This is a genomic window from Arthrobacter sp. Y3224198, from assembly GCF_059090025.1.
The window spans coordinates 1-25328 of sequence record NZ_JBNHFG010000016.1 but is presented as its reverse complement, the minus strand read 5'-3'; the positions used below and the strand labels follow the sequence as shown (position 1 = coordinate 25328).

The following is a 25328-nucleotide window of genomic DNA, read 5'->3' as shown; positions in this document are numbered from 1 at the left end:
GCCGTTCCTTCCCAGTCTAGGACAGGTGGCACCGTAGACTCGATCTGTGTCGATTTCAGAACTGAAGCAGGTAGTCGGAGCCGCGATTGTTGACGACCTGGGCCAGCCGCGGTGCCTGCTGGCTGCCCGCCGGACCGCCCCGGAAGCCTATGCCGGCATGTGGGAGTTCCCTGGCGGAAAGGTGGAGCCGGGGGAATCCTGCGAAGCTGCACTGCACCGTGAACTCAGCGAAGAACTGGGTATTGAAGTGGTCCTGGGTGCGGAGGTCGCCGGACCCTTGGATCAGGGCTGGCCGTTGAATGCCAAAGCCGCGATGCGTGTGTGGCTCGTGTCGGTGAAGGCGGGGGAGCCGCAGCCTCTCCAGGATCATGACGAACTCCGCTGGGTCCCGCTCGAGTCCGGGGCCCTGGCCGAGCTGCCCTGGATCCCCGCGGACTTTCCCATAGTCGCCGCTGTCCTGCGGGCTGCGGAGCAACCCGCTGCCGGGCCGGCCTAATAAGCGGATCCGCCTACCGGATCCTTGCGGCCGGGGCTGTCCGGGTTGGTCGGGCCGAGGCCAGGACTGCGTCCATTCCGGCAGCGCCTCGGCAGCGCCCTCAACCGCGCCGATGGAGATCAGTTCCTCCATGGAGGACCGGCTGGCAAACGCCGTCACCACCTCCACATCCGTTCCTCCGTCCCTGCCCAGGCCTCTGCCAGCGCATCGAGTGCGCGGTGTGCCTGGGTGACGGCATCCGGGGTGGTGCACACGAGCTGTTCCCTCCCGCGGCGTTCCTTGGTGACCAGGCCTGCCGCTTCAAGCACCGCAACGTGTATCTGGACGGCTGCGAATTCATGGGTAGGCCTCGGCCAGCCGCCGGTCAAGAGCCGGGAAGAAAACTAAAAAAGAGTTCCCGCCGCTACCGGCAGTTCCGCAGCCGACTGCGGGGCGGCCCGGGGTGCACCGCGGGTGGCGAGGAACTGGTTGCGCCCGGCGAAGCCGTAGCGCTTCTTGAAGAGGGTGATCCGGCCCGCGAGCCACTGCCGGTAGTCCTTGGAGGCGTAGGTGCCGCCGTTGTACAGCTTGTCGTAGCGGGCCGACAGCTGGGGATAGTCGCGTGCCAGCCAGTCCCGGTACCACTCGCGTGCACCCGGACGCAGGTGAAGGGCGCCGGCCGTGACGGAGGTGGCGCCGGCGTCGGCCAGTGCGGAGAAAAGTGCGTCCAGTGACTCGTCGCCGTCGGTCAGCCAGGGCAGGATGGGCATCGCCATGACGTTGCAGTCCATGCCGGCATCGCGGATCCGCCGGATCAGGTCCAGCCGTGCCCTGGGCGAGGGTGTGCCCGGCTCAACGCGGTGGGCCAGTTCCGGATCCAGCAGGGCCAGGGAAATCCCCATGCTGATGCTGGTCTGTTGGGCAGCCTCGGTCAACAGCGGGATGTCGCGGGCCAGCAACGTTCCCTTGGTGAGGATGGAGAACGGGGTGCCGCTGTCGGCCAGGGCGCGGATGATGCCCGGCATCAGTTTGTACCGGCCTTCGGCGCGCTGGTACGGATCGGTGTTGGTGCCCATGGCCACATGGTGGTGTTGCCAGGACGGCCGGGCCAGCTCCCTGCGCAGCACCTCGGCGGCGTTGACCTTGACCACCAGCTGGCTGTCGAAGTCCGCGCCGCTGTCCAGGTCCAGGTAGGTGTGGGTTTTGCGGGCAAAGCAATAGACGCATGCGTGGCTGCAGCCGCGGTAGGGATTGACCGTCCATTCGAACGGCATGTTGGACCCGCCGCCCACTTTGTTCAGCACGGACTTGGCGGCCACCTCGTGGAAGGTGATCCCGGCAAAATCCGGGGTGCGCACGGTACGGACGAGCCCCTGCAGGGGTATCAGCGCATCCGCCGGCGCGGCAAGGGGCTGCCCGCCGCCGTCTCCGGGGCCGGGGGAGTCCTCTGCCTGCGCAGTGGGAGTGTTCAGTTCCTGGCCTTGCCACCTCATTCCCCTATTAGAACATGTGTTCGAATATGGGGCTACCCCTGCCGGGCCAACCACTTCCTCCGGCGAGCCAGGAGCGGCCTCCGTCTGCCCCTCTCCCTGCCCGTCCTTCCCACGCTCTGTGACTCCTGTTGCCAGTGAGGCCACAACGGCCACATCCGTACCTAAGCGTGGGAAGTTCGGAGGCCGGCCGGCCTCTCCCTGCCCGTCCTTCCCACGCTCTGTGACTCCTGTTGCCAGTAAGGCCACAACGGCCACATCCGTACCTAAGCGTGGGAAGTTCGGAGGCCGGCCGGCCCCTCCCTGCCCGTCCTTCCCACGCTCTGTGACTCCTGTTGCCAGTAAGGCCACAACAGCCACATCCGTACCTAAGCGTGGGAAGTTCGGAGGCCGGCCGGCCCCTCCCTCCGACGAGCCAGCAGCGGCCTCCGCCTGCCCCACCCTGCCTGTCCTTCCCGCACGGCTTCCGTTACTGCCCGCGGGCCGCGCGCCGGTAGCCGCCGTCGGCCAAGCCCGCCAGCCGTTCAAACGGGTTGGCCGACGCCGGATTGCCGGCCAGCAGGCGGGAGACCGCCGCTGCGGCAAAGTACAGGGGCAGGAACAGGGGGCCCAGGACGGCGTACTGGGTGCTGTGCCGCATCTCATGGCGCAGCAGGGGGCTGCCGTCTGCCGTGATGCGCCGGGCCGAGGAGGAACGGTAGAGGATGACGTTGCCCAGGGTGAAGGCCGCCGCCCGCGGGAGGGGCAGCGGATACCCGCCGGCCAGGACGGTGCCCTGGGGTCCGGTGCGTATCCGGCACCCGGTGAGCCGGGCCAGGACCAGCCCGGCAGGTGTGGAGAGGTTGACCAGGTTCGCCCAGCGGCGCAGGGCCGGGGCACGGAACCGGAACATACGGGGAACGGACCGCACGGCACCTCCTATTCGGCACCCCCGGCGGGAAGTATGACACCCCTGCAGGGGGCGTCTACTAGACTTGCAATGATAAGCCAGAACCCAACTAGGGCCGGAAACAGGTAAGAACCGTACATGTCTAACTCCACACCGGGGACTGGTTCCCCAGATACCTCTCCTGAGGGCACCCTGCCCGAGCCGCCGAATCCGCTGGACGAAGCCGCCATCGGCACCGCCGTCGAGCAGGCGCTCGCCGCCATTGCCGCTGCCGCCGATCTGGACGGCCTGAAGGAAGTCCGGATTGCCGTCACCGGGGAGAAGTCCCCGCTGAGCCTGGCCAACCGGACTATCGGCAAGCTGCCCAAGGACCAGAAAGCCGCCGCCGGCAAGCTGGTGGGCCCGGCCCGCGGCAGGATCAACCAGGCGCTCGCCGCCCGCGGCGTTGAGCTTGAGGCCGAGCGCGATGCCCGCATCCTCATCGAAGAAGCCGTGGACGTCACTGCCGCACCGCGCCGCCGCCGGATCGGCGGACGCCACCCCATCTCCACCCTGCAGGACCGCGTCGCCGACGTGTTTGTGGGCATGGGCTGGGAAATCGCCGAAGGCCCCGAGGTGGAATCCGAGTGGTTCAACTTCGACGCGCTGAACTTCAAGCCGGACCACCCGGCGCGGGAAATGCAGGACACCTTCTTCGTGGAGCCGCCCGAGGCGCACCTGGTGATGCGTACGCACACCTCCCCGGTCCAGGTCCGCTCCATGCTGGAACGGGACCTGCCGATCTACGTGCTCTGCCCCGGCAAGGTGTTCCGGACCGACGAGCTGGACGCCACCCATACCCCGGTGTTCCACCAGTTCGAAGGCCTGGCCATCGACAAGGGCCTGACCATGGCTGACCTGGTCGGCACCCTGGAGCACTTCACCCGCGTGCTGTTCGGTGACGAGGCGAAGGTCCGGCTGCGCCCGAACTACTTCCCGTTCACGGAACCCAGCGCAGAACTGGACATCTGGCACCCCGGTGCCAAGGGCGGTCCGCGCTGGATCGAATGGGGCGGCTGCGGCATGGTCAACCCCAACGTGCTCCGCGCGGCCGGGATCGACCCCGAGGTCTATTCAGGTTTTGCCTTCGGCATGGGCATTGACCGTGCCCTCATGTTCCGCAACGAGGTTTCGGACATGCACGAAATGATTGAAGGCGACGTACGTTTCAGCGAACACTTCGGGATGGAGATCTAAGTGAGAATCCCACTTTCCTGGCTGCGCGAGTATGCCCAGGTGCCGGCGGAGGCAACCGCCGAAGACGTGATGGAAGACCTGGTCCGGGTCGGCCTGGAGGAAGAGGACGTGCACCGTCCCTCCGACGAGCTGCAGGGGCCGATTGTGGTGGGCCAGGTCCTCAGCATGGAGCCGGAGCCGCAGAGCAACGGCAAGACCATCAACTGGTGCTCGGTCCGCGTGGTGCCTGAAGGCGCCGAGCAGACCCTCACCGGCAAGGGCATCGAGCCCTCCGGTGTCCAGGGCATTGTCTGCGGTGCGCACAACTTCAAGGTGGGGGACAAGGTAGTTGTCACCCTGCCCGGCGCCGTGCTGCCCGGTGATTTCCGGATCAGTCCGCGCAAGACCTACGGCCATGTGTCCGCGGGCATGATCGCCTCGGTGCGGGAACTCGGCATCGGCGATGACCATGACGGCATCCTGGTGCTCTCCACGCTCGGGCTTGACCCCGAGGTAGGCACCGACGCGATGGAGCTGCTGGGCCTGTATGACCAGGCGGCGGAAATCAACGTGACGCCGGACCGCGGCTACGTGTTCTCCATCCGCGGCGCGGCCCGCGAGTACGCGCACGCCACCGGCACCAAGTTCACCGACCCGGCCGCCGGCGTCGTTGTTCCCGAGGCCGACGGCAAGGGCTTCCCGGTCCGGATCGAGGACGGCGCTCCCATCTACGGCAAGCCCGGCTGCGACCGCTTTGTGGCCCGGACCGTGCGCGGCGTGGATCCCTCCCGGCCCACCCCGCCGTGGATGTCCTCCCGCCTGCGCCTGGCCGGCATGCGCTCCATCTCGCTGGTGGTGGATATTTCCAACTACGTGATGCTCGAGCTCGGCCAGCCGCTGCACTTCTACGACCTTGACAAGCTCACCGGCGAAATCGTGGTCCGCCGCGCCGCCGAGGGCGAGACACTGAAGACCCTGGATGAGAAGGAACGCCGGCTGTCCCCGGAGGACCTGCTCATCACCGACGGCTCCGGCGCCATCGGCATTGCCGGCGTTATGGGCGGAGCGGCCACGGAGGTGTCCGACGGCACGCAGAACGTCCTGATCGAGGCCGCGCACTTCGAAGAGGTCAGCATTGCCCGCTCCCGCCGCCGGCACAAGCTGCCCTCCGAAGCGTCCAAGCGCTTCGAGCGCGGCGTGGACTGGAACGTGGCCGACGTCGCCGCGCAGCGGGCGGTCGACCTGCTGGTGGAACTGGCCGGCGGCAGCGCCGACGAGTCGGTCACCGACGTCGGCACGGCACCCGCCCCGGTGCGCATCGAACTGCCGGAGCAGTTCCCGTCCCGGCTGATCGGCCTGGACTTCACGGACTCCCAGATCACCGGGAGCCTGGAAGACCTGGGCGCGTCCGTTGAGAAGACCGACGGCGGTTACCTGGTCACGCCGCCGAGCTGGCGTCCGGACCTGGAAACGCGGGAGGACCTCACCGAGGAAATCATCCGCCTGGTGGGCTACGACAAGATTCCGTCCACCCTGCCCGTGGCCCCTCCCGGCCGCGGACTGACCCGGATCCAGCAGCAGCGCCGCCGGCTGATGCAGTCGCTGGCCGCCGCCGGCCTCACCGAGGTGCTGTCCTACCCGTTTGTCACCGAAGCGGACAACAACACCTTCGGTGCATCCGAGGGTGCCCGGGATGCCCTGAAGCTGGCCAACCCGCTCAGCGCCGAATACGGCTACCTGCGCACCTCCGTGCTGCCGGGCCTGTTCGAGGTGGCCAAGCGCAACATGTCGCGCGGCTTCCGGGACCTGGCCCTGTTCGAATCCGGCACGGTCTTCCTGCCGGGCGAGCACCTGGGCACCAAGAGCATCCCGCCGCTGGGCGCCAAGCCGTCCGACGACGTCCTTGACGAGCTGTACGCGGGTATTCCCGACCAGCCGCTGCACGTGGGTGTCCTGCTCGCCGGCCACGAATCCGCCCCCGGAGCGGGCAACACGCCCCGCACCTGGGACTGGGCCGACGCCGTGGACTTCGCACGCCTGATGGGTGATGTCCTTGGCGTTGAACTGGTGGTGGAGCAGGGGATGCACCAGGCCTTCCATCCCGGACGCACTGCACGCATCGCGCTGCGCAGCGGCGAGACCGTGGGCTACGCCGGCGAACTGCACCCGAAGCTCCTGGCCGAGCGGGACATGCCTGCCCGGACCGCTGCCGTGGAATTGGACGTCGACGCGCTTTTCGATGCCGCTCCCGACGTCATTGTTGCCCGCCCCATCTCCAGCTTCCCCATCTCCACGCAGGACGTGGCCCTGGTGGTTGCGGAGGACGTCCCGGCCGAGCAGGTCCGGGAAACCCTGCGCGAAGGGGCCGGTGAACTGCTCGAAGACGTGGCGCTGTTCGACGTCTACGCCGGGCAGGGCATCGAGCCCGGGCACAAGTCGCTCGCGTTCGCGCTGCGCTTCCGTGCACCGGACCGGACGCTGACCGCCGATGAGGCATCTCAGGCACGCGCTGCCGCCGTCGCACTGGCGGCGGAGCGTTTCGGGGCTGTCCAGCGCTGATACCGCCGGGCCCGGGCCTAAACCCGGGACAGCAAAAGGGCCCTGCCGGTTTTCCGGCAGGGCCCTTTTATTGCTCTGAAAGCGGAGTTCAATCCGCGGCGCCACCGGCGGCAAGGGCAATCCCGACCCACCAGCTGAGCTCCTCGTCGTCCACAATCCGGGACCAGGGAACCGTCAGCCAGTTCCGCCCCATCGGACGGTTGCTGCCCATCACGGCCTCTTCGCCTCCCCGTGCCAGCAGGTCGTCGTAGCTGGCCGGATCAATGTGCACCAGCAGATCGCCCCGGGACCCGGCCGCCACCGCCAGGCGGTCATCCACCATAAAAGACAGCCCGCCGAACATGTGCACCTCGCGGACATTGGGTTGGGGAGCCAAAACGGTGCGCAGCCGCCCTGCCAGGATGTCCCTGCTATCCATGGCGGGCATGATGGGCTCCCTTCACAGTGCCTGAAGCCCCGATGCTAGGCCCCCCGTGCCGGGTCCGCTAGGGGATCAGCAGGACCTTGCCGGTGGTGCGCCGGCCCTCGAGGTCGGCCTGGGCCCGGGATGCCTCGGCCAGCGGATAGGTCTGCCCGATCCGGACATCAAGCGTGCCCGCCAGCACCGCGTCGAACAGCTCCCGTGCCCGCCACTGCCGCTCTTCGGGTGTAAGCAGGTAATGCGCGAGGGTGGGCCGGGTGAGGAAAAGCGATCCGGAGGAATTCAGCCGCTGGATATCGAACGGCGGCACCTGCCCGGAGGCGCCCCCGAACAGCACCAGCATGCCCCGGGTCCGCAGGCTCGCCAGGGAACCGTCAAAGGTGGCCGCCCCCACGCCGTCGTAAACCACATCCACACCGGTGCCGCCGGTGAGGGCGCGGACCTGGCCGGCGAAGCCGTCGTAGCGCAGCACATGGTCGGCACCGGCTTCCCGGGCCAGGGCTTCCTTCTCCTCGGTGGACACCGTGGTGATCACCGTGGCGCCCTTTGCCTTGAGCAGTTGGATCAGGAGCAGCCCCACCCCGCCGGCGCCGGCATGCACCAGTGCGGTCTGCCCGTCCCGGACCGGGAACGTGGAGTTGCACAGGTAATGCGCCGTCATGCCCTGCAGCATCAGGGCCGCGGCGGCCTCGTCCGTAACACCTGCGGGTACCGGCAGTGCGACGTCGGCGTCCATCAGCGTGTACGCGGCGTAGGTGCCGCCGCCCTCGGCCGTGGCCACCCGGTCTCCTTCGCGGAACCCGGATTCCAGGCCGGCCGCGACGACGGTTCCGGCCGCCTCGCTGCCGGGTATGAAGGGATATGACACGGGGTAAACGCCGCTGCGCTTGTACGTGTCGATGAAGTTCACGCCTGCTGCGGCCACCTTCACCAGTACCTGGCGGGGGCCCGGCTCGGGCAGGTCGACGTCTTCATAACGCAGGATTTCAGGTCCGCCCGCTTCCGGGACGACAATGGCTTTATGCACGGCATGGCCTTTTCTGCTGGCTGGAACGTTCCGCTTAATAATGTGCTCCCCATCATACTGTTTGCATAAATATTGAAGCCCTTGCATAAATGTGCTGTAGGGTGGGGGCATGACGATTTCCGTAGCAGTGTCCGGTGCCAGCGGCTATGCCGGCGGGGAAGTGCTGCGCCTGCTGGCCGGCCATCCGGACGTAACTATCGGCGCCATCACGGCCCACAGCAATGCCGGCGCGCGGCTGGGGGAGCTCCAGCCGCACCTGCACGGCCTGGCCGACCGTGTCCTCACCGACACCACCGTGGAAAACCTCGCCGGGCACGACGTCGTCTTCCTGGCCCTGCCGCACGGCGCCAGCGCCGCGCTGGCCGCCCAGCTGGAGGCGGACACGCTGGTGATTGACGCCGGCGCGGACCACCGGCTGGAAGACCCGATGGCGTGGGAGAAGTTTTACGGTTCCCCGCACGCGGGCAGCTGGCCTTACGGGCTGCCCGAGCTGCCCGGCCACCGGGACCGGCTCAAGGGAGCCCGCCGGATCGCCGTTCCGGGCTGCTATCCCACCAGCTCCCTGCTGGCCCTGGCCCCCGGTTTCACCGCCGGCCTGCTGGAGCCGCAGGACGTGGTGATCGTCTCCGCCTCGGGCACCTCGGGCGCGGGCAAGGCGGCCAAACCGCATCTGCTCGGCTCCGAAGTCCTCGGCGGCATGAGCCCCTACGGTGTGGGCGGCGGCCACCGGCACACACCCGAAATCGAACAGGGCCTTTCAGCGGCGGCCGGGGAAACCGTGGCCGTGTCCTTCACGCCCACCCTGGCACCGATGGCCCGTGGAATCCTGACCACCGCCACCGCCAAGGTCCGGCCCGGCGTCGATCCGGCGGCCCTGCGTGCGGCATGGGAATCAGCCTACGCAGGCGAGCAGTTTGTTCGCCTGCTGCCCGAAGGCCAGTGGCCGGCCACCAAAATGGTGGTGGGCTCCAACTATGCCGCGATCCAGCTGGCTTATGACGCCCACGCCAACCGGGTGATCGTCAGCTGCGTGATCGACAACCTTACGAAGGGAACTGCCGGCGGCGCCGTGCAGTCCATGAACATTGCCCTCGGCCTGGATGAGGCCGCGGGACTGACGCAGCAGGGAGTGGCTCCGTAATGAGCGCCGCAGCAATCTCAACCAGCACCAGCTCCGCCACCGGCGTCACCGCGCCGGCAGGCTTCCGGGCCGCCGGGGTGACCGCCGGACTCAAGGACTCCGGCGGCCGGGACGTTGCCCTGGTGGTCAACGACGGGCCGGTGAAGTCCGCCGCTGCCGTTTTCACCCGCAACCGGGTGGCGGCCGCTCCCGTCCTGTGGTCCCGGCAGGCCGTCTCGGACGGGCGGGCGGACGCCGTCATCCTGAACTCCGGCGGCGCGAACGCCTGCACCGGTGCCCAGGGTTTCCAGAACACGCATGCCACCGCCGAGAAGACCGCCGAGCTGCTGGGCCTCAGCGCCGCTGACGTACTGGTCTGCTCCACCGGGCTGATCGGCATGCAACTGCCGATGGACAAGCTGCTGCCCGGGGTCGAAGCGGCGGTGCAAGCCCTTGCCGCCGACGGCGGTGCCGAGGCGGCCCAGGCGATCATGACCACCGACACCGTTGCCAAGCAGGCAGTGTTCACCGCTGCCGGCGGCACGGGCTACAGCATCGGCGGCATGGCCAAGGGTGCCGGAATGCTCGCTCCCGGACTGGCCACCATGCTGGTGGTCCTGACCACGGATGCCAACCTGCCCGCAGCCGATCTGGACACCGCACTGCGCGCCGCCACCGCGGTGACCTTTGACCGCACCGACTCCGACGGCTGCATGTCCACCAACGACACCGTGGTCCTGATGGCCTCGGGCGCCGCCGGAACGACGCCGGACCTGGCCGGATTCACCGCCGGACTCACCGAGGTCTGCCATTCCCTGGCGCAGCAGCTGATCACCGACGCCGAGGGCGCCAGCCACGACATTGCCATCACCACGGTCAATGCCGCGACGGTGGCCGACGCCGAGACCGCTTCCCGCGCCGTCGCCCGCTCCAACCTGTTCAAGACCGCCATTTTCGGCAACGACCCGAACTGGGGCCGTGTCCTGTCCGCCGTGGGCACCACCGATGCGGCGTTCGAACCGGACCGGATCGATGTCAGCATCAACGGCGTGCAGGTCTGCCGCAACGGCGGCATCGGCGAACCGCGCGAGGGCGTGGACCTGTCGGCGCGTGCCGTGAGCGTGGAGATCAACCTGCACGCCGGCACCGAAAGCGCCACCATCTGGACGAACGACCTGACCACGGACTACGTCCACGAAAATTCGGCCTACAGCAGCTAGCGGGGAACCAGGATGAGCACTCAGGCAGCAGCCGGTGAACGGCTGCGGGCACAGGACAAAGCGGCAACGCTGATCGAAGCGCTGCCTTGGATCCAGCGGTTCGCGGGCACCACCATGGTGATCAAGTACGGCGGCAACGCCATGGTCAACGAGGAACTGCGCCGCGCCTTCGCCGAAGACATCGTTTTCCTGCACCACGCCGGTGTGCACCCGGTGGTCGTCCACGGCGGCGGTCCCCAGATCAGCGCCCTGCTGGACCGGCTCGGCATCGAGTCCGAGTTCCGCGGCGGACTGCGCGTCACCACCCCGGAGGCCATGGACGCGGTCCGTATGGTCCTGACCGGCCAGGTGGGCCGCGAACTCGTGGGCCTGGTCAACTCGCACGGCCCCTACGCCGTGGGACTTTCCGGCGAGGACGCCGGCTTGCTCCAGGCTGTCCGGACCGGCGCCGTGGTGGACGGCGAGGAAGTGGACCTGGGCCTGGTAGGCGAGGTGGTGGGCGTGCATCCCGGCGCCATCCTGGACCTGGTGTCCGCCGGACGCATTCCGGTAATCAGCACAGTGGCACCCGAGGTGGGCCCCGACGGCGAACCCACCGGACAGGTGCTGAACGTCAACGCCGATACGGCGGCCTCAGCCCTCGCCGTGGCCCTGCAGGCCTCACGCATGGTGGTGCTCACCGACGTCGAGGGGCTGTACGCCGAGTGGCCCGATAAGTCCTCGCTCATCTCCTCGCTCACCACTGCGGAGCTGCGAACCATGCTCCCGTCCCTGGAATCGGGCATGATTCCGAAGATGCAGGCCTGCCTGTCCGCCGTGGAAGGCGGAGTGGACCGGGCCGCCGTCGTGGACGGGCGGATGGCGCACTCGATGCTGCTGGAAATCTTCACCGAGGCCGGCATCGGCACCCAGGTGGTTCCCACGGATCCGGAGGAAGCCCATGAATAAGCACACAAACGCGCCGGCCCGGGACCTAGCTTCGGACGCAGCCGCCTGGCTGCAGCGCTATGACGCCTCGCTGATGGGTGTCTTCGGCGCTCCGCAGCGGGTCCTGGTCCGCGGCAACGGCTGCTATGTGGAAGACGCCGACGGCAACACCTATCTGGACCTGCTGGCCGGCATCGCCGTGAATTCCCTGGGCCATGCCCATCCGGACCTGGTGGCGGCTGTCTCCCACCAGCTGGCCACCCTGGGGCACGTCTCGAATTTCTTCACCAGCCCGTCCCAGGTGATGCTGGCCGAACGGCTGCTGGAACTCGCCGGCGCCCCGGCCGGATCCAAGGCGTTCTTCGCCAACTCCGGCACCGAGGCCAACGAGGCGGCGTTCAAGCTGGCCCGGCGCAATGCCGACCCGGCCGCCGGGCGGACCCGGATCCTGGCACTGGAAGGTGCCTTCCACGGCCGCACCATGGGTGCCCTCGCCCTGACCGCGAAGCCGGCCTACCGCCAGCCGTTCGAACCGCTGCCCGGCGGCGTCGAGCACGTTCCCTTCGGCGACACCGGCGCCCTGCTGGACGCGGTGGACGAGTCGGTGGCGGCAGTGTTCCTGGAACCGATCCAGGGCGAGGCCGGTGTGCGGATGCTGCCGGCCGGATACCTGCAGGCAGCCCGCGAAGCCACCCGGGCCGCCGGGGCCCTGCTGATCATCGATGAGGTGCAGACCGGCATCGGACGCACCGGAAGGTGGTTCGCGTCCGAGGGCGTCCTGCCGGACGCGATGACCCTGGCCAAGGGACTCGGCGGGGGTTTCCCCATCGGGGCGCTGCTGACGTTCGGCGAACAGGCCTCCGGGCTGCTGACCCCGGGAATGCACGGAACCACGTTCGGCGGAAACCCGGTGGCGGCCGCTGCGGCCCTGGCCACCCTGTCCGTGCTGGAATCCAACGGGATGCTGGCCAACGTCCAATCCACCGGGGAGTACCTCCGGCGCGGGCTGGCAGCGGTCGACGGCGTGGCCGAGGTCCGGGGCGAAGGCTTCCTTATCGGGATCGACCTGGAAAAGCCCACCGCTCCGGCCGCCGTGGCGGCGGCGTTGGACGCCGGCTTCATCATCAACAGCACCGGTCCGGCCACGCTGCGGCTCGCCCCGCCGCTGATCCTCACCGTCGAGCAGGCCGGAACCTTCCTGGCCGCACTGCCCGGCATCCTCCGGCGCGCGGCAGGGACGGCGCCCGCAACTCCGGCAGTACCGGCAACCACAACCACTGAAGGAAAACCATGACCCGTCATTTCCTGGTCGATACCGACCTCACCCAGGCGGAGCAGGCCGAGGTCCTGGATCTGGCTGCCGCCCTGAAGAAGGACCGCTACAAGTACCAGCCGTTTGCCGGTGAATCCACCGGCCGGAAGACGGTTGCGGTCATCTTCGACAAGACCTCCACCCGCACGCGGGTCTCCTTTGCCGCCGGCATCTCGGACCTGGGCGGCGTGCCGTTGATCATCGGCGCCGGGGAGTCCCAGCTCGGGCACAAGGAAAGCGTGGCGGACACCACCAAGGTGCTTGAGCGCATGGTCTCCACCATCGTCTGGCGCACCTACGCCCAGTCCGGCCTGGAGGAAATGGCGGCCAACTCCTCGGTGCCCGTTATCAACGCGCTCTCCGACGACTACCACCCCTGCCAGCTGCTGGCGGACCTGATGACCATCCGCGAGCACAAGGGCACCCTTGCCGGCCTGACGCTGACCTACTTGGGGGACTGCGCCAACAACATGGCCAACTCCTACCTGCTGGCCTGCGTCACGGCGGGCATGCACGTCCGGGTGGCCGGTCCGCTGGGGTATCTTCCGGATCCGCGGATCGTCGACGCCGCCGCGGCCCGCGCGGAGGAGACCGGCGGCTCGGTGATGATCACCACCGACGCGTCCGAGGCACTGGCCGGCGCCGACGTCGTGGCCACCGACACCTGGGTATCCATGGGCCAGGAAGCCGAAAAGGCCGCCCGGCAGGAACTGTTCCGCAGCTACGCAGTGGACAGTGACGCGATGGCGCAGGCCGCGGACGACGCCGTCGTGCTGCACTGCCTGCCCGCCTACCGCGGCTTCGAAATCTCCGCCGACGTGATCGACGGACCGCAGTCCCTGGTCTGGGACGAGGCGGAGAACCGCCTGCACGCGCAGAAGGCACTGATGGTCTGGCTGATGGCGCGTTCGGGCCTGACCGGAACCCCGGAGGCACAGGCATGACCATGCCGGCAACCAAGACCGCGCGCCAGGCGCGCATCCGCACCCTGCTCACCGGGCTGTCCGTCCGGTCCCAGGCCGAGCTCGCCGCGCTGCTGGCCGACGACGGCGTGCAGGTCACCCAGGCGACGCTTTCGCGGGACCTGGTGGAACTGGGTGCCGTGCGCATGCGCGGCAAGGACGGTGCCCTGGTGTACGCGGTCCCGTCCGAGGGCGGGGAGCGGGCACCCAAGTCCGGGGTCACCCAGGAGGTGCTCGACGCGCGGCTGGCCCGGCTCTGCGGCGAACTGCTGGTCACGGCCGAAGCATCAGCGAACATCGTGGTGCTGAGGACGCCGCCGGGGGCGGCGAACTTCCTGGCCCTGGCCATCGACCATTCCGTGCTGCCGTCCGTCTTGGGCACCATCGCCGGTGACGATACCGTGATGATGGTGACCCGCGAGCCCGACGGCGGAGCGGACCTGGCTGCGCGGTTCCTGCGGATTGCCGACGAAGCCAGCAACAACGGTTCGGCCCCCGAAAGCCGGATCCTGTAGACCGGCCCCTTCAACCCCACTTCAACCAACCAGCGGCCCGCGGGCTGCGACCAATGCAAGAGGAGCAAAATTTCGTGAGCGAACGTATTGTTCTGGCCTACTCCGGTGGCCTGGATACGTCAGTGGCCATCGGCTGGATCGCCGAAGCAACCGGTGCCGAAGTCATCGCCGTCGCCGTGGACGTAGGACAGGGCGGCGAGTCCCTGGAGACCATCCGCCAGCGTGCGCTGGACTGCGGCGCCGTGGAAGCCTATGTGGCGGACGCCCGCGAGGAATTCGCCACCGAATACTGCATGCCGGCGCTGAAGGCCAACGCCCTGTACATGGACGCGTACCCGCTGGTCTCGGCACTGTCCCGTCCGGTGATCGTCAAGCATCTGGTTGCCGCTGCCCGGCAGTTCGGTGCGACCACCGTGTCCCACGGCTGCACCGGCAAGGGCAACGACCAGGTCCGCTTCGAGGTCGGCATCCAGACCCTGGGCCCGGACCTGAAGTGCATCGCACCGGTCCGCGACCTGGCCCTGACCCGCGACAAGGCCATTGCCTTTGCCGAGGAGAAGAACCTGCCGATCGTGACCACCAAGAAGAACCCGTTCTCCATTGACGCCAACGTCTGGGGACGCGCGGTGGAAACCGGCTTCCTCGAAGACATCTGGAACGGACCCACCCCGGACGTATACGAGTACACTTCGGATCCGGCCTCGGCTCCGGCCCCGGATGAAGTCATCATCACCTTCAAGGAAGGTGTCCCCGTGGCCATCGACGGCAAGGCCGTCACCCCGCTGCAGGCCATTGAGGAAATGAACCGCCGTGCCGGCGCCCAGGGCATCGGCCGGATCGATATTGTCGAGGACCGCCTGGTCGGCATCAAGAGCCGTGAAATCTATGAAGCCCCCGGCGCCATGGCGCTGATGGCCGCACACCGTGAACTGGAAAACGTCACCGTGGAACGCGAGCAGGCCCGCTTCAAGAAGACGGTCGGCCAGCGCTGGACCGAACTCGTCTACGACGGCCAGTGGTTCTCCCCGCTCAAGCAGTCCCTGGACGCCTTCATCGGCGACACGCAGAAGTACGTCTCGGGCGAGATCCGCATGAACCTGCAGGCGGGACGCCCGGTAGTGACCGGACGCCGCTCCGACTCGTCCCTGTATGACTTCAACCTGGCCACGTACGACACCGGCGACAGCTTCGACCAGTCGATGGCCCGCGGGTTCATCGAACTGTTCGGTATGTCCTCCAAGGTGGCCTCCGGCCGCGACCAGCGCCTAGCAGAAGGTAAGTAAGCAGATGAGCAACGGCAAGTCGCCGGAAGAAGCAACGGGGTCCGGTTCCTCCGGTTCAACCGTCCAGGGTGCATTGTGGGGCGGCCGGTTCGCCGGCGGCCCGGCCGATGCCCTTGCCGCGCTGAGCAAATCCACCCACTTCGACTGGCGGCTTGCCGGCTATGACATTGCCGGTTCCCGCGCCCACGCGCGTGTGCTGCACAAAGCAGGCCTGCTCGACGACGCCGAGCTGGAGGGCATGCTCGCGGCCCTGGACCGGCTCGACGCCGATGTAAAGTCCGGCGCGTACGTTCCGGCCGAATCCGATGAGGATGTCCACGGTTCCCTGGAGCGCGGGCTGATTGAACGGGCGGGAGCCCAGCTGGGCGGCAAGCTGCGCGCCGGGCGCTCCCGCAATGACCAGATCGCCACCCTGGGCCGGATGTACCTGCGGGACCACGCCCGGATCATCGGCACCGGCGTGCTGTCCGTCATTGATGCCCTGGTGGGGCAGGCGCAGGCACACCTCGGTGTGGCAATGCCCGGACGGACCCACCTGCAGCACGCTCAGCCGATCCTGCTCAGCCACCACCTGCTGGCCCACGCCTGGTCGCTGCTGCGCGACGTGCAGCGGCTGGCGGACTGGGATAAGCGGGCAGCCGTGTCCCCGTACGGATCCGGCGCCCTGGCCGGTTCCTCGCTGGGGCTGGACCCCAATGCCGTCGCGGCCGACCTCGGTTTCGACTCGGCCGTGTGGAACTCGCTGGACGGCACGGCGGCACGCGATGTGTACGCCGAGTTCGCCTGGGTTGCGGCAATGATCGGCGTTGACCTGTCCCGGGTCAGCGAAGACATCATCCTCTGGGCCACCAAGGAATTCTCCTTCGTCACCCTGGATGATGCCTACTCCACGGGTTCGTCCATCATGCCGCAGAAGAAGAACCCGGACGTGGCCGAGCTGGCCCGCGGCAAGGCCGGACGCCTGATCGGTGACCTCACCGGACTGCTGGCCACGCTGAAGGGACTGCCGCTGGCCTACAACCGGGACCTGCAGGAAGACAAGGAGCCGGTCTTTGACGCGGCCGACACCCTGGAAGTCCTGCTTCCGGCCGTCTCCGGCATGATTGCGACGCTGACCTTCAACACGGAGCGGATGCAGTCCCTGGCTCCGCAGGGCTTCGCGCTGGCCACCGACATTGCCGAATGGCTGGTCCGGCAGGGTGTTCCCTTCCGGGAGGCCCACGAGCTCTCCGGCGCCGCTGTACAGCTGGCGGAAGGCCGCGGCGTCGAGCTCTGGGACCTGACGGACGAGGACTACGCCGGGATTTCCCCGCACCTGACCCCGGCCGTGCGCTCGGTGCTCAGCACCGAAGGCTCGCTGGACAGCCGAAACTCGCAGGGCGGCACCGCCCGGTCCGCCGTGGAAAAGCAGCTGGCCGAACTCGGCCGGCAGATTGACGCCGTGCGGGGCTACGCGGGCTGACCGGGCCCCGGCCACGCGCCGGTCGACCAAGACCGCAGCAGGCGGGGGATCCTTCCCCGCCTGCTGCGGTCTTTTCCGGGGGCACGGTCGGCGTCAGAGGGGTTAGTCTCGGCACCATGACGAGTACTTTCCGAACGCAGCTGCGGGCACTGCCCGATTTCCCGGACAACCTGCCGACCTTCGATCCGGCGGCTGCCCCGCGCGATCCCGTGGAGCTTTTCCGGTTGTGGCTCTCCGAGGCGCTGGACGCCGGGGTGCGGCAGCCCCACGCGTTTTCCCTGGCCACCGCCGACAGACCGGGCCGTCCGTCCTCGCGGATGCTGATACTCAAGGACATCGACGGTGACGGCTGGCAGTTCGCCACTGCGCGCACCTCACGCAAGGGTGCGGAACTGGCGGACAACCCGAATGCCGCCATGAACTTCTACTGGCCCGAACTCGGGCGCCAGATCCGGGTGGCCGGCGGCGTTGTCCTGCTGTCCCGGGAGGCCTCGGACGCGGACTGGGAAGCCCGTCCGGCAGCGGACGGGAACGTGAACCCCGCCTGGCAGCTGTATGCGCTGCAACCAAGGGAAATCGAATTCTGGCAGGCCCGGGCGGACCGGCACCATATCCGCCACCGCCTGCAGTTCTGAACGGACCCGGTCAGCCGCCGCCTCGAATTCCGGGCGGCCGCAAATACTCGCCTTTGGACGAAAACCACCTGTCCGCCCCTCCCGGCCAGGCACCGGCCGCGGCTACCCTTGAGGTCGGACAGTCCGGCACCAGGGAGGACATGCCATGAGCGAATCCAGCCGTTCCGGTACGCCGGTTCCCACGGGCCGTATTGAACAGCATCCGGACGGGTACGCCCTGGCTTTCGAGCGCGGCCTGGACTATCCGGCCAGTCACGTTTGGGAGGTGCTGACCAATCGGGACAAGGTGGCCCAGTGGCTGGGCATCGTGACCCCGGACTGGCAGCTGGGCAAGGAATACCGGCTGGACATGGGGGAGTCCGCAGTCACCGGCACCGTGCTGCAGATGAGCCCGGGCACCAGCCTGCAGCTGACCTGGGAGGATCCGCTCGGCGGTGAATCGGTGCTGGACTGGCATGTGCTGGACACTCCGGACGGGACCGTGCTCCAGTTCCGGACGCACGAGAACGGGGCCGATTTCCTCACCGAAGGCGCGGCCGGGTGGCAGGGCATCCTGGATGCACTGGACGCGGTCGCCGCCGGACGTGAGCCGGCCCGGGAGACGCCGGAACACTGGCTGGGCCTGCGGGACGCCTACGCCGAGGAATTCGACGTTTCGCCCACCATGGGCCGGCTGGACATCGGGTCCCGGCCGGCCGCCGTGGTCTTCGAGCGCTGGTACAGCGCCCCGGCGGACGACGTCGGCCGGGCCCTTGACGAGGCAGCCGCGGAGCTCCTGCTGGGGCAGGAAGCCAGCGTGGAGATTGCCGATGACGCCGGCCGCACCCGCGCCGTCATCCGCCAGCCCGTGAACGGCGGCCCCGACCAGGCCGCGGCACTGCTGGCCGCCTGGCACCAGGCCCTGGACAGCACCGGAGCGGAGCTCGCCGGAACGCCGCTCAACCCCAGTTCCCGCCGGATGGCCGCACTCCGGGACTTCTACCGGGGACCGGCGGGCGACAGCTGACCCCGGTTCTTCACAGGTAAACGGCGGAAAACGCCGGCACCAGGACCCGGCGTCCGCCCCCGCCGGCAACGGCACCCCTGCCGGTCTTGCTACCGTCGGAGTATGGCTTTTGTAAGTGACCGAGACCGTCTGTCCGTTCCCGCTACTGAGGCGGCCCGCGACCTGCTGGGAGCGGTGCTGACCCACGACGCCGACGGCGAACGGGTCAGCGTCCGGATCACCGAGGTGGAGGCCTACATGGGGGAGGCGGACCCGGGGTCCCATGCCTTCCGCGGGCAGACGGCACGTAACGCCACCATGTTCGGCCCGGCCGGGCACCTGTACGTCTATTTCACTTACGGCATGCACTACTGCGCGAATGTGGTCTGCGGAACCGAGGGCTACGCCACCGGACTGCTGCTGCGCGGAGGCGAAGTGGTGGAGGGTGTGGAGATTGCCGCCGTCCGCCGTGGCAACCCCCGCTCGACGCTGGACCTGGCACGCGGGCCGGCCCGGCTGGCCCAGGCGCTGGGCATAGCCCGCGGACTTGACGGTGCGGATGTCTTTTCCGGCCCGCTGCATCTGGCGCTGCCGGCAGAACCGGTCCCTGCAGAGCAGGTGTCCAGCGGACCGCGGGTCGGCGTCAGCGGGCCGGGCGGAACCGAGGAGTATCCCTGGCGCTACTGGCTCACCGGAGACCCGACCGTGTCCAAGTACCGCCCTGCCCAGCCGCGGCGCCGCCCGGCTGTTGGTGCGACGGCCCTGCAGCCTTAAGGCTGCGGCCCTCAACGGAGAACGGCGCCCCGGGTGATGACCTCCCGGGGCGCCGTTCGGTTTCGCGGCCTGCTAGGAGCGGGGCAGGGGAGCGTGGGCGGAAATGAGCTTCTGCTCGAGCAGCTCGTCCCAGAAAGCACCCGGGATGTCAGCCTTCATTGCGGCGATGTCCTCGGAAACGCGTTCCGGCCGGCTGGAACCCGGTATGACCGCAGCCACGGCGGGGTGGGCGGTGGAGAACTGCAGGGCAGCAGCTTTCAGGCTCACGTCGTGCCGGCGGGCGATCTCGGTCATCGCGGCGATCTTCTGCTTGATGCGCGGAGGGATTTCGGCGTAGTCGAAATAGTCTCCGCCCAGCAGGGCGCCGGAGTTGAAGGGGCCTCCGACGACGATGCCAACGCCCTTCTCCTGCGCGGTGGGCATCATGCGCTGCAGGGCACGGTCGTGCTGCAGCAGCGTGTACTGGGTAGCGGAAAGGCTCATGGTCGGTGCGGCCTCGTCCATGTCCATCGCCAGCTCGATGGGTTCGGTGGTGTTCACGCCGAGCCCCCAGCCGTTGATAACGCCTTCTTCCTGCAGCTTGGCGAGGACCCGGAAGGCACCGGTCCGTGCTTCGTTGAACTTGGCCACCCATTCATCACCGAGGAAGTCCCGGGACGTGTCGTGGATGAAGACGAAGTCCAGGCGGTCGGTCTTTAGCCGTGCCAGGCTTTCATCAATGGACCGCAGCGTCGCATCCGCGGTGTAGTCCGTGGCGATCTTGTTCGAACGCCCGTGGGTGAAGAGGCCGGAGCCCTTCTCTTCCTCTTCGTCCAGAATGAGCCGGCCCACTTTGGTGCTCAGCACATACTCGTCCCGGTTGTGCTGGGAGAGGACCTCGCCCAGCCGGGCTTCCGCCAGGCCGGCGCCGTAGAACGGTGCGGTATCGAAATAGCGGATGCCTTCGTTCCATGCGGCGTTGACCGTGGCCAGCGCCTCCTCCTGGGGGATCTCCCGGAACATGTTTCCCAGCGGTGCCGTGCCGAATCCGATCTTGTTCTGAAGCACTTCGTGCAGGTCAGACATACGTTCCTATCCTTCGCTGTTTATCGAAAAAGCCGGGCTTTTGTGACAAAAGCCCGCTGTTACAGCGCAACCGGCGTCCCCCCGCCTTTTATTCCGTCCCGTGGTGCACCGCGAGACAAGTGCCACAACGGGCCGCTGTGTCCGGGGTCGCCGGGGTCCGGGCGGGTAAGGTGGATGCGTGAAAGATGCCCCGGCAGAACCGGTTGATAACGAGTCCATTGAACAGACCATCGAACGCCTGGGGGCGGTAATTCCCGATTACCCCAAGCCCGGCGTCGTTTTCCGGGACCTTACCCCGGTCTTCGCCGACGGCCCGGCGCTCCGGGGTGTCGTGGATGCACTGATCGCTCCGTTTGAGGGCCGGTTCGACTTTGTCGCCGGTGTGGAAGCCCGCGGTTTCCTGCTCGCAGCCGCTGCCGCCTACGCATCCGGCAAGGGCGTCATTACTGTCCGCAAGCCCGGCAAGCTGCCGCGCGAGGTCTTTTCCGAAAGCTACTCCATGGAGTACGGCGAAAGCACCCTGGAACTCCACCGCGACGATATGCCGGCAGGCTCCCGCGTCCTCATCCTTGACGATGTCCTGGCCACCGGCGGTACGCTGGGTGCCGCTGCGCGCCTGATCCGCAAGGCAGGGGCGGAAGTTGCCGGGTTCGGCGTCGTGCTGGAACTGGATGACCTGGGCGGCCGCGACCGCCTGGGCGACACTCCCGTCACCGCGCTGGTCCGCTACTAGGCGCACCGCGCCCCTCTCCGACACGCGGTCCGCAGGCAGAAGCTGAGAGAGAAACCGCATACATTAGTGACCTGCAAAAGTCCAAATGCACTGTAAGATTGACGCTCTGCCTTTGCGAGAGGGAACGCGAACATGCCTGAAACACCTTCAGCTTCCAACGAGCTGGAACACGAGCGTCAGTACGTCGCCGGTCTGTACCACCGGCTGGACGAACTGCGCGAGGAAAAGATGGACCAGCTCGCCGCGATCCGGCGCAGCCACTCCGCGGGTTCCCACCAGAACCGGTCCGAGCGCGACGCGTTCGCCACTATGTACGAGGACCGCCTCGCGCAGCTGAACGCCGTCGATGAACGGCTCGTCTTCGGACGCCTGGACCTCGACGACGGCGAGCAGCGCTACATCGGCAGGATCGGCCTCTCCACGGCGGACCTGCAGCGGCTGATGGTGGACTGGCGCGCTCCGGAGGCCGGCACCTTCTACCAGGCCACGGCGTTTGAGCGCCAGGGCGTCCGACGCCGCCGGCACCTGATCCTCAAGGGCCGCGATGTGCAGGCCATCGAGGATGACGTGCTGGACTACAGCATGCTCGAGGACGGCCAGGCCATGCAGGGCGAGGGCGCACTGCTCGCGGCGCTGAACTCCAAGCGGACCGGGCAGATGTCAGACATCGTCGGCACCATCCAGGCCGAACAGGACCGCATCATCCGTGCTCCGCTTTCCGGGACGCTGGTGGTCCAGGGCGGTCCCGGCACCGGCAAGACCGCCGTCGCGCTGCACCGCGCGGCGTACCTGCTGTACACGCACCGCGAACGGTTGAAGTCCGCCGGCGTGCTGCTGGTCGGGCCCTCCAATGCCTTCATCCGCTACATCGAGCGGGTTCTTCCATCGCTGGGCGAGACCGGCGTGGTGATGTCCAGCCTGGGCCAGCTGATGCCGGGCATCAGTGCCACGCACGAAGATGATCCGGCGGCCGCGGAGGTCAAGGGCCGGCTGTACATGGCCGACGTCGTTGCCCGCGCGGTTGCCAACCGGCAGCGCCTGCCCGCGGGTCCGCGCCGCCTGAATGTCGAAGGCACCATACTGACCCTGACGCCCAAGCAGGTGCAGCGGGCACGGGACAAGGCCCGCGCCACCGGCAAGCCGCACAACGAGGCCCGCGTTACCTTCGTGAAGATCCTGCTGCGCGAACTCACGGAACAGATGACCGAGCAGCTTGAGGAATCCTCCGGCGCGGGTAACAGCACCGACCGCGCCTACCTGGCCGAAGACGTGCGCAGCGCCCGCGACGTGCGTGTTGCGCTGAACCTGTGCTGGATGCCGATGACGCCGGAAAAGCTCATCTCCGACCTGTTCAGCAAGCCCGGACAGCTCGAGGCAGCTGCCCCTGAGTTGAGTGACCATGAGCTGGACCTGCTGCGGCGCAGCGCGGATGCACCCTGGACGGAAGCCGATGTTCCGCTGCTGGACGAGGCCGCCGAACTCCTGGGCGAACTCGATGCATCCGCAGGCCGGGAAAACGCCATGCGCGAAGAGCAGCGCAAGCGCGACCTCGCCAATGCCGAGAGCGCCATTGCCAACACCGAAGGTTTCCTGGAGGACTCGGGCGCGCACGGCATCCTGTCCGCCGAGGACCTCGCCGACCACAACGCGGTGGGGGAGCAGCGCCTGACCGCGGCGGACCGTGCCGCCGTCGACCGTACGTGGGCCTTCGGGCACATTGTGGTGGACGAGGCACAGGAACTGTCCGCCATGCAGTGGCGCCTGCTGATGCGCCGGTGCCCGCTGAAGTCCTTCACCGTGGTGGGGGACATCGCCCAGACCAGTTCGGCGGGCGGGGCCACCTCCTGGCAGGCGGCCCTGGATCCGTTCGTCGGTGAACGCTGGACGCTGGAGGAACTGACGGTCAACTACCGCACCCCGGCGCAGATTGCCGAGGCCGCAGTGCGCATGGCCAACGCCGCCGGCCTGGTGGTCTCCGCTCCCAAGGCCGTCCGCGAGGGCCGTTGGGCGCCGTTTATTGACGTGGTGCCCGACGGCGGCCTCATCCCGCGCCTGCTTCAGGCACTGCCCGAGGACCTGGAAGCCCTCGAGGGCGGCCTGCTGGCCGTCATCGCGGAGGACCATCTAATTAGCGATGTCCGCCGGGCCCTCACCGAGGTGTACGGACACCGCGTGGGTTCCGGCGCCGGCGGCTTGGAGCAGGACATTGTGGTTACGTCTCCGCGGGAAGCCAAGGGCCTGGAGTTCGACGGCGTGGTGATCCTCGAGCCGTCGGAGCTGCTGACTGCCGCGGCCGGCAAGGTAGGCGATCTCTACGTAGCCATGACCCGACCCACCCAGCGGCTGCGCCTAATCGCGGCCAAGGGCATCCCGGCAGGAATTCCAGAAGAAGAATCCTGATAATTTAGAAAGCGTGTCAGACAACGTGAACCCCCAGGGCCTCGTGGCCCAGCAGAATGATCCGTCCTTTGCCAACATCTGGCAGGAACTCAAGTGGCGTGGCCTGGTCCAGGTCTCCACCGATGAGGCGGAGCTTGAAAAGCTCCTCGCCGGGGGACCGGTTACGTATTACTGCGGCTTCGACCCGACGGCGCCGAGCCTGCACCTGGGCAACCTGGTGCAGCTGCTCACCATGCGCCGCCTGCAGCTGGCCGGACACCGTCCGCTGGCGCTTGTTGGTGGTTCCACCGGGCTGGTGGGGGACCCGAGGCCCACGGCCGAACGCACCATGAACACCAAGGAAACGGTCAGCGAGTGGGTCGGTTACCTGCAGGGACAGGTCCAGCGCTTCCTCAGCTTTGAGGGCGAGAACGCCGCCCGCATGGTGAACAACCTGGACTGGACGGCGCCCATGAGCGCCATCGACTTCCTGCGCGACGTCGGCAAGCACTTCCGGGTGGGGACAATGATCAAGAAGGAGATCGTTTCCTCGCGCCTGAACTCCGACGAAGGCATCAGCTACGCCGAGTTCAGCTACCAGGTGCTGCAGGGCATGGACTACCTCGAACTCTTCCGCACCTACAACTGCGTGCTGGAAACGGGCGGCTCCGATCAGTGGGGCAACCTCACCAGCGGCACGGAGCTGGTGCGCAAAGTGGAGGGCAAGACGGTCCACGCACTGGGTACGCCGCTGGTAACCAACAGCGACGGCACCAAGTTCGGCAAGAGCGAAGGTAACGCCGTCTGGCTGGACGGCCGGATGACCAGCCCGTACGCCATGTACCAGTTCTGGCTGAATACCACGGATGAAGACGTGGTGGACCGGCTGAAGGTCTTTACGTTCATGAGCCGCTCCCGGATCGAGGAGCTGGAGCGCGCCGTTGCCGAGGCTCCGCACAAGCGGGAGGCCCAGCGGGCGCTTGCCTTTGACGTGACGGCGCTGATCCACGGAGTGGACGCCACGGAAAAGGTGATTGCCGCTTCGGCTGCCCTCTTTGGCCAGGGAGACCTGAAAGACCTGGATGAGGCAACACTGACGGCGGCTACCGCTGAGCTGCCCTCCGCTGAGGTTCCCGCGGATTCCCTGGGGATCGTTGACCTCCTGGTGGCGTCCGGCCTCTCCAAGACCAAGTCCGAAGCCCGCCGGACAGTGTCCGAAGGCGGTGCCTACGTCAACAACACGAAGGTGTCGGACGCAGACGCCGTAGTGGAACAGTCCGAACTGCTGCATGGTAAGTACCTGCTGCTTCGCCGGGGCAAGCGCAACCTTGCCAGCGTGACGGTCACCACCGCGTAAACCTCCTGCGGCGCATTCCCGATGCCCGGCCGGCGACAGCACCTGTCCCGGCCGGGCATTTGCGTGTGCGGACTTCGTGGACGCGGACAGTACGCCGGGGCAGTGCGGCAGATCACGTCCGGGCGGTTTGCCAACCGCCGGAAGGGCTGTGTAGAGTAATTGATGTCGCCGCGGCCGGGACGCTGAAACAAGCGCCCGAAGCATGGCGGCCAACCCCAACAAAAATCTTCGGTTGAACCGTTGCGCGCCCTTCGGGTGGCCGGCGGATAAGACCGTGATGGATGCTGGGGCCGGAACGGTGGTTTCAACGCTTTCCAGGTCTTCCGAAAGGTAAAACCGGAATTGCGGAAAACGCCGGAATGGAATAAGATGGAAAACCTTGCAGCGAAGAAGAAAAGGAAAAGATTGTTTTCCCGAGTATTTTCAGATTGCGTCTGTTGTTTGAGAACTCAATAGTGTGCCAAGTTTATTGATACCAATTATTTTGATTGGTTGAATCGACCGTGCCGCCCACCCCGTGGGT

General features: G+C 67.6%; 22 protein-coding genes and 1 pseudogene. 17 read left to right on the top strand and 6 right to left on the bottom strand.

Annotated elements, in window-relative coordinates; translation table 11 throughout:
• Positions 1 to 52 precede the first annotated feature (52 nt).
• Entirely contained in the window at positions 53 to 496 is a 444-nt protein-coding gene (locus tag AC5RUF_RS10405) for a (deoxy)nucleoside triphosphate pyrophosphohydrolase (protein ID WP_494130539.1), read from the top strand.
• Positions 497 to 746: 250 nt separating this feature from the next.
• On the opposite strand, the pseudogene AC5RUF_RS10400 reads toward AC5RUF_RS10405, so the two are convergent.
• From AC5RUF_RS10400 to AC5RUF_RS10390, 3 genes and pseudogenes are all read right to left on the bottom strand, one after another.
• Positions 747 to 831, bottom strand: a pseudogene (locus AC5RUF_RS10400) (ArsR family transcriptional regulator); the annotation flags it as partial.
• 48 nt (positions 832 to 879) lie between these two features.
• A complete protein-coding gene (locus tag AC5RUF_RS10395; RefSeq protein ID WP_494130516.1) occupies positions 880 to 1968 on the bottom strand; it encodes an Rv2578c family radical SAM protein in 1089 nt (362 codons plus the stop codon).
• Positions 1969 to 2434: 466 nt separating this feature from the next.
• A complete protein-coding gene (locus AC5RUF_RS10390; protein ID WP_494130515.1) occupies positions 2435 to 2875 on the bottom strand; it encodes an eCIS core domain-containing protein in 441 nt (146 codons plus the stop codon).
• A 117-nt stretch (positions 2876 to 2992) separates the two neighbouring features.
• Here AC5RUF_RS10390 and pheS point away from each other — a divergent pair, with 117 nt between their 5' ends.
• Both pheS and pheT read left to right on the top strand, forming a co-directional pair.
• Entirely contained in the window at positions 2993 to 4090 is a 1098-nt protein-coding gene (pheS, locus tag AC5RUF_RS10385) for a phenylalanine--tRNA ligase subunit alpha (RefSeq protein ID WP_494130514.1), read from the top strand.
• On the top strand, positions 4091 to 6628 hold the full coding sequence (pheT, locus tag AC5RUF_RS10380) for a phenylalanine--tRNA ligase subunit beta (protein WP_494130513.1): 2538 nt from the start codon (positions 4091 to 4093) through the stop codon (positions 6626 to 6628).
• Between the two features lie 88 nt (positions 6629 to 6716).
• Here the strand turns inward: pheT and AC5RUF_RS10375 are convergent, their stop codons facing one another.
• Both AC5RUF_RS10375 and AC5RUF_RS10370 read right to left on the bottom strand, forming a co-directional pair.
• Entirely contained in the window at positions 6717 to 7055 is a 339-nt protein-coding gene (locus AC5RUF_RS10375) for a TfoX/Sxy family protein (RefSeq protein WP_494130512.1), read from the bottom strand.
• A gap of 58 nt (positions 7056 to 7113) precedes the next feature.
• Positions 7114 to 8076, bottom strand: a complete 963-nt coding sequence (locus tag AC5RUF_RS10370) for a quinone oxidoreductase family protein (protein WP_493998674.1) — start codon at positions 8074 to 8076, stop codon at positions 7114 to 7116.
• A gap of 109 nt (positions 8077 to 8185) precedes the next feature.
• On the opposite strand from AC5RUF_RS10370, the gene argC reads away from it, so the two are divergent.
• From argC to AC5RUF_RS10315, 11 genes are all read left to right on the top strand, one after another.
• Positions 8186 to 9217, top strand: a complete 1032-nt coding sequence (gene argC / locus AC5RUF_RS10365; protein WP_494130511.1) for an N-acetyl-gamma-glutamyl-phosphate reductase — start codon at positions 8186 to 8188, stop codon at positions 9215 to 9217.
• Entirely contained in the window at positions 9217 to 10416 is a 1200-nt protein-coding gene (gene argJ / locus AC5RUF_RS10360; protein ID WP_494130510.1) for a bifunctional glutamate N-acetyltransferase/amino-acid acetyltransferase ArgJ, read from the top strand. The genes argC and argJ overlap by 1 nt, the downstream gene beginning before the upstream one ends.
• 12 nt (positions 10417 to 10428) lie before the next feature.
• Positions 10429 to 11364, top strand: a complete 936-nt coding sequence (gene argB, locus AC5RUF_RS10355) for an acetylglutamate kinase (protein WP_493998455.1) — start codon at positions 10429 to 10431, stop codon at positions 11362 to 11364.
• On the top strand, positions 11357 to 12637 hold the full coding sequence (locus AC5RUF_RS10350; protein WP_494130509.1) for an acetylornithine transaminase: 1281 nt from the start codon (positions 11357 to 11359) through the stop codon (positions 12635 to 12637). Before argB ends, AC5RUF_RS10350 begins: the two co-directional genes overlap by 8 nt.
• Positions 12634 to 13599, top strand: coding sequence for an ornithine carbamoyltransferase (gene argF / locus AC5RUF_RS10345; RefSeq protein ID WP_494130508.1), 966 nt, complete (start codon positions 12634 to 12636; stop codon positions 13597 to 13599). Before AC5RUF_RS10350 ends, argF begins: the two co-directional genes overlap by 4 nt.
• Complete coding sequence (locus AC5RUF_RS10340) at positions 13596 to 14132, top strand: arginine repressor (protein WP_494130507.1); 537 nt, start codon at positions 13596 to 13598, stop codon at positions 14130 to 14132. The genes argF and AC5RUF_RS10340 overlap by 4 nt, the downstream gene beginning before the upstream one ends.
• Before the next feature lie 74 nt (positions 14133 to 14206).
• Positions 14207 to 15415, top strand: a complete 1209-nt coding sequence (locus tag AC5RUF_RS10335; protein WP_493997634.1) for an argininosuccinate synthase — start codon at positions 14207 to 14209, stop codon at positions 15413 to 15415.
• A 4-nt stretch (positions 15416 to 15419) separates the two neighbouring features.
• On the top strand, positions 15420 to 16877 hold the full coding sequence (gene argH / locus AC5RUF_RS10330) for an argininosuccinate lyase (protein ID WP_493997635.1): 1458 nt from the start codon (positions 15420 to 15422) through the stop codon (positions 16875 to 16877).
• Between the two features lie 116 nt (positions 16878 to 16993).
• Positions 16994 to 17512, top strand: coding sequence for a pyridoxine/pyridoxamine 5'-phosphate oxidase (locus AC5RUF_RS10325; protein ID WP_493997636.1), 519 nt, complete (start codon positions 16994 to 16996; stop codon positions 17510 to 17512).
• Between the two features lie 145 nt (positions 17513 to 17657).
• A complete protein-coding gene (locus AC5RUF_RS10320; RefSeq protein WP_494130506.1) occupies positions 17658 to 18518 on the top strand; it encodes an SRPBCC domain-containing protein in 861 nt (286 codons plus the stop codon).
• A gap of 102 nt (positions 18519 to 18620) precedes the next feature.
• A complete protein-coding gene (locus AC5RUF_RS10315) occupies positions 18621 to 19271 on the top strand; it encodes a DNA-3-methyladenine glycosylase (RefSeq protein WP_494130505.1) in 651 nt (216 codons plus the stop codon).
• Positions 19272 to 19343: 72 nt separating this feature from the next.
• Here AC5RUF_RS10315 and AC5RUF_RS10310 read toward each other — a convergent pair whose 3' ends face one another.
• Positions 19344 to 20336: an aldo/keto reductase gene (locus AC5RUF_RS10310; protein ID WP_493998306.1), complete on the bottom strand. Its 993-nt coding sequence runs from the start codon at positions 20334 to 20336 to the stop codon at positions 19344 to 19346.
• Between the two features lie 178 nt (positions 20337 to 20514).
• On the opposite strand from AC5RUF_RS10310, the gene AC5RUF_RS10305 reads away from it, so the two are divergent.
• The 3 genes from AC5RUF_RS10305 to tyrS all read left to right on the top strand — a co-directional run bounded on the left by AC5RUF_RS10305 (position 20515) and on the right by tyrS (position 24805).
• A complete protein-coding gene (locus tag AC5RUF_RS10305; RefSeq protein WP_493998305.1) occupies positions 20515 to 21069 on the top strand; it encodes an adenine phosphoribosyltransferase in 555 nt (184 codons plus the stop codon).
• Positions 21070 to 21201: 132 nt separating this feature from the next.
• Positions 21202 to 23469 (top strand): HelD family protein, encoded by a 2268-nt coding sequence (locus AC5RUF_RS10300; protein ID WP_494130504.1) that lies wholly within the window; start codon positions 21202 to 21204, stop codon positions 23467 to 23469.
• Between the two features lie 13 nt (positions 23470 to 23482).
• On the top strand, positions 23483 to 24805 hold the full coding sequence (tyrS, locus tag AC5RUF_RS10295; RefSeq protein ID WP_493998243.1) for a tyrosine--tRNA ligase: 1323 nt from the start codon (positions 23483 to 23485) through the stop codon (positions 24803 to 24805).
• The last annotated feature ends 523 nt before the right edge of the window (positions 24806 to 25328 follow it).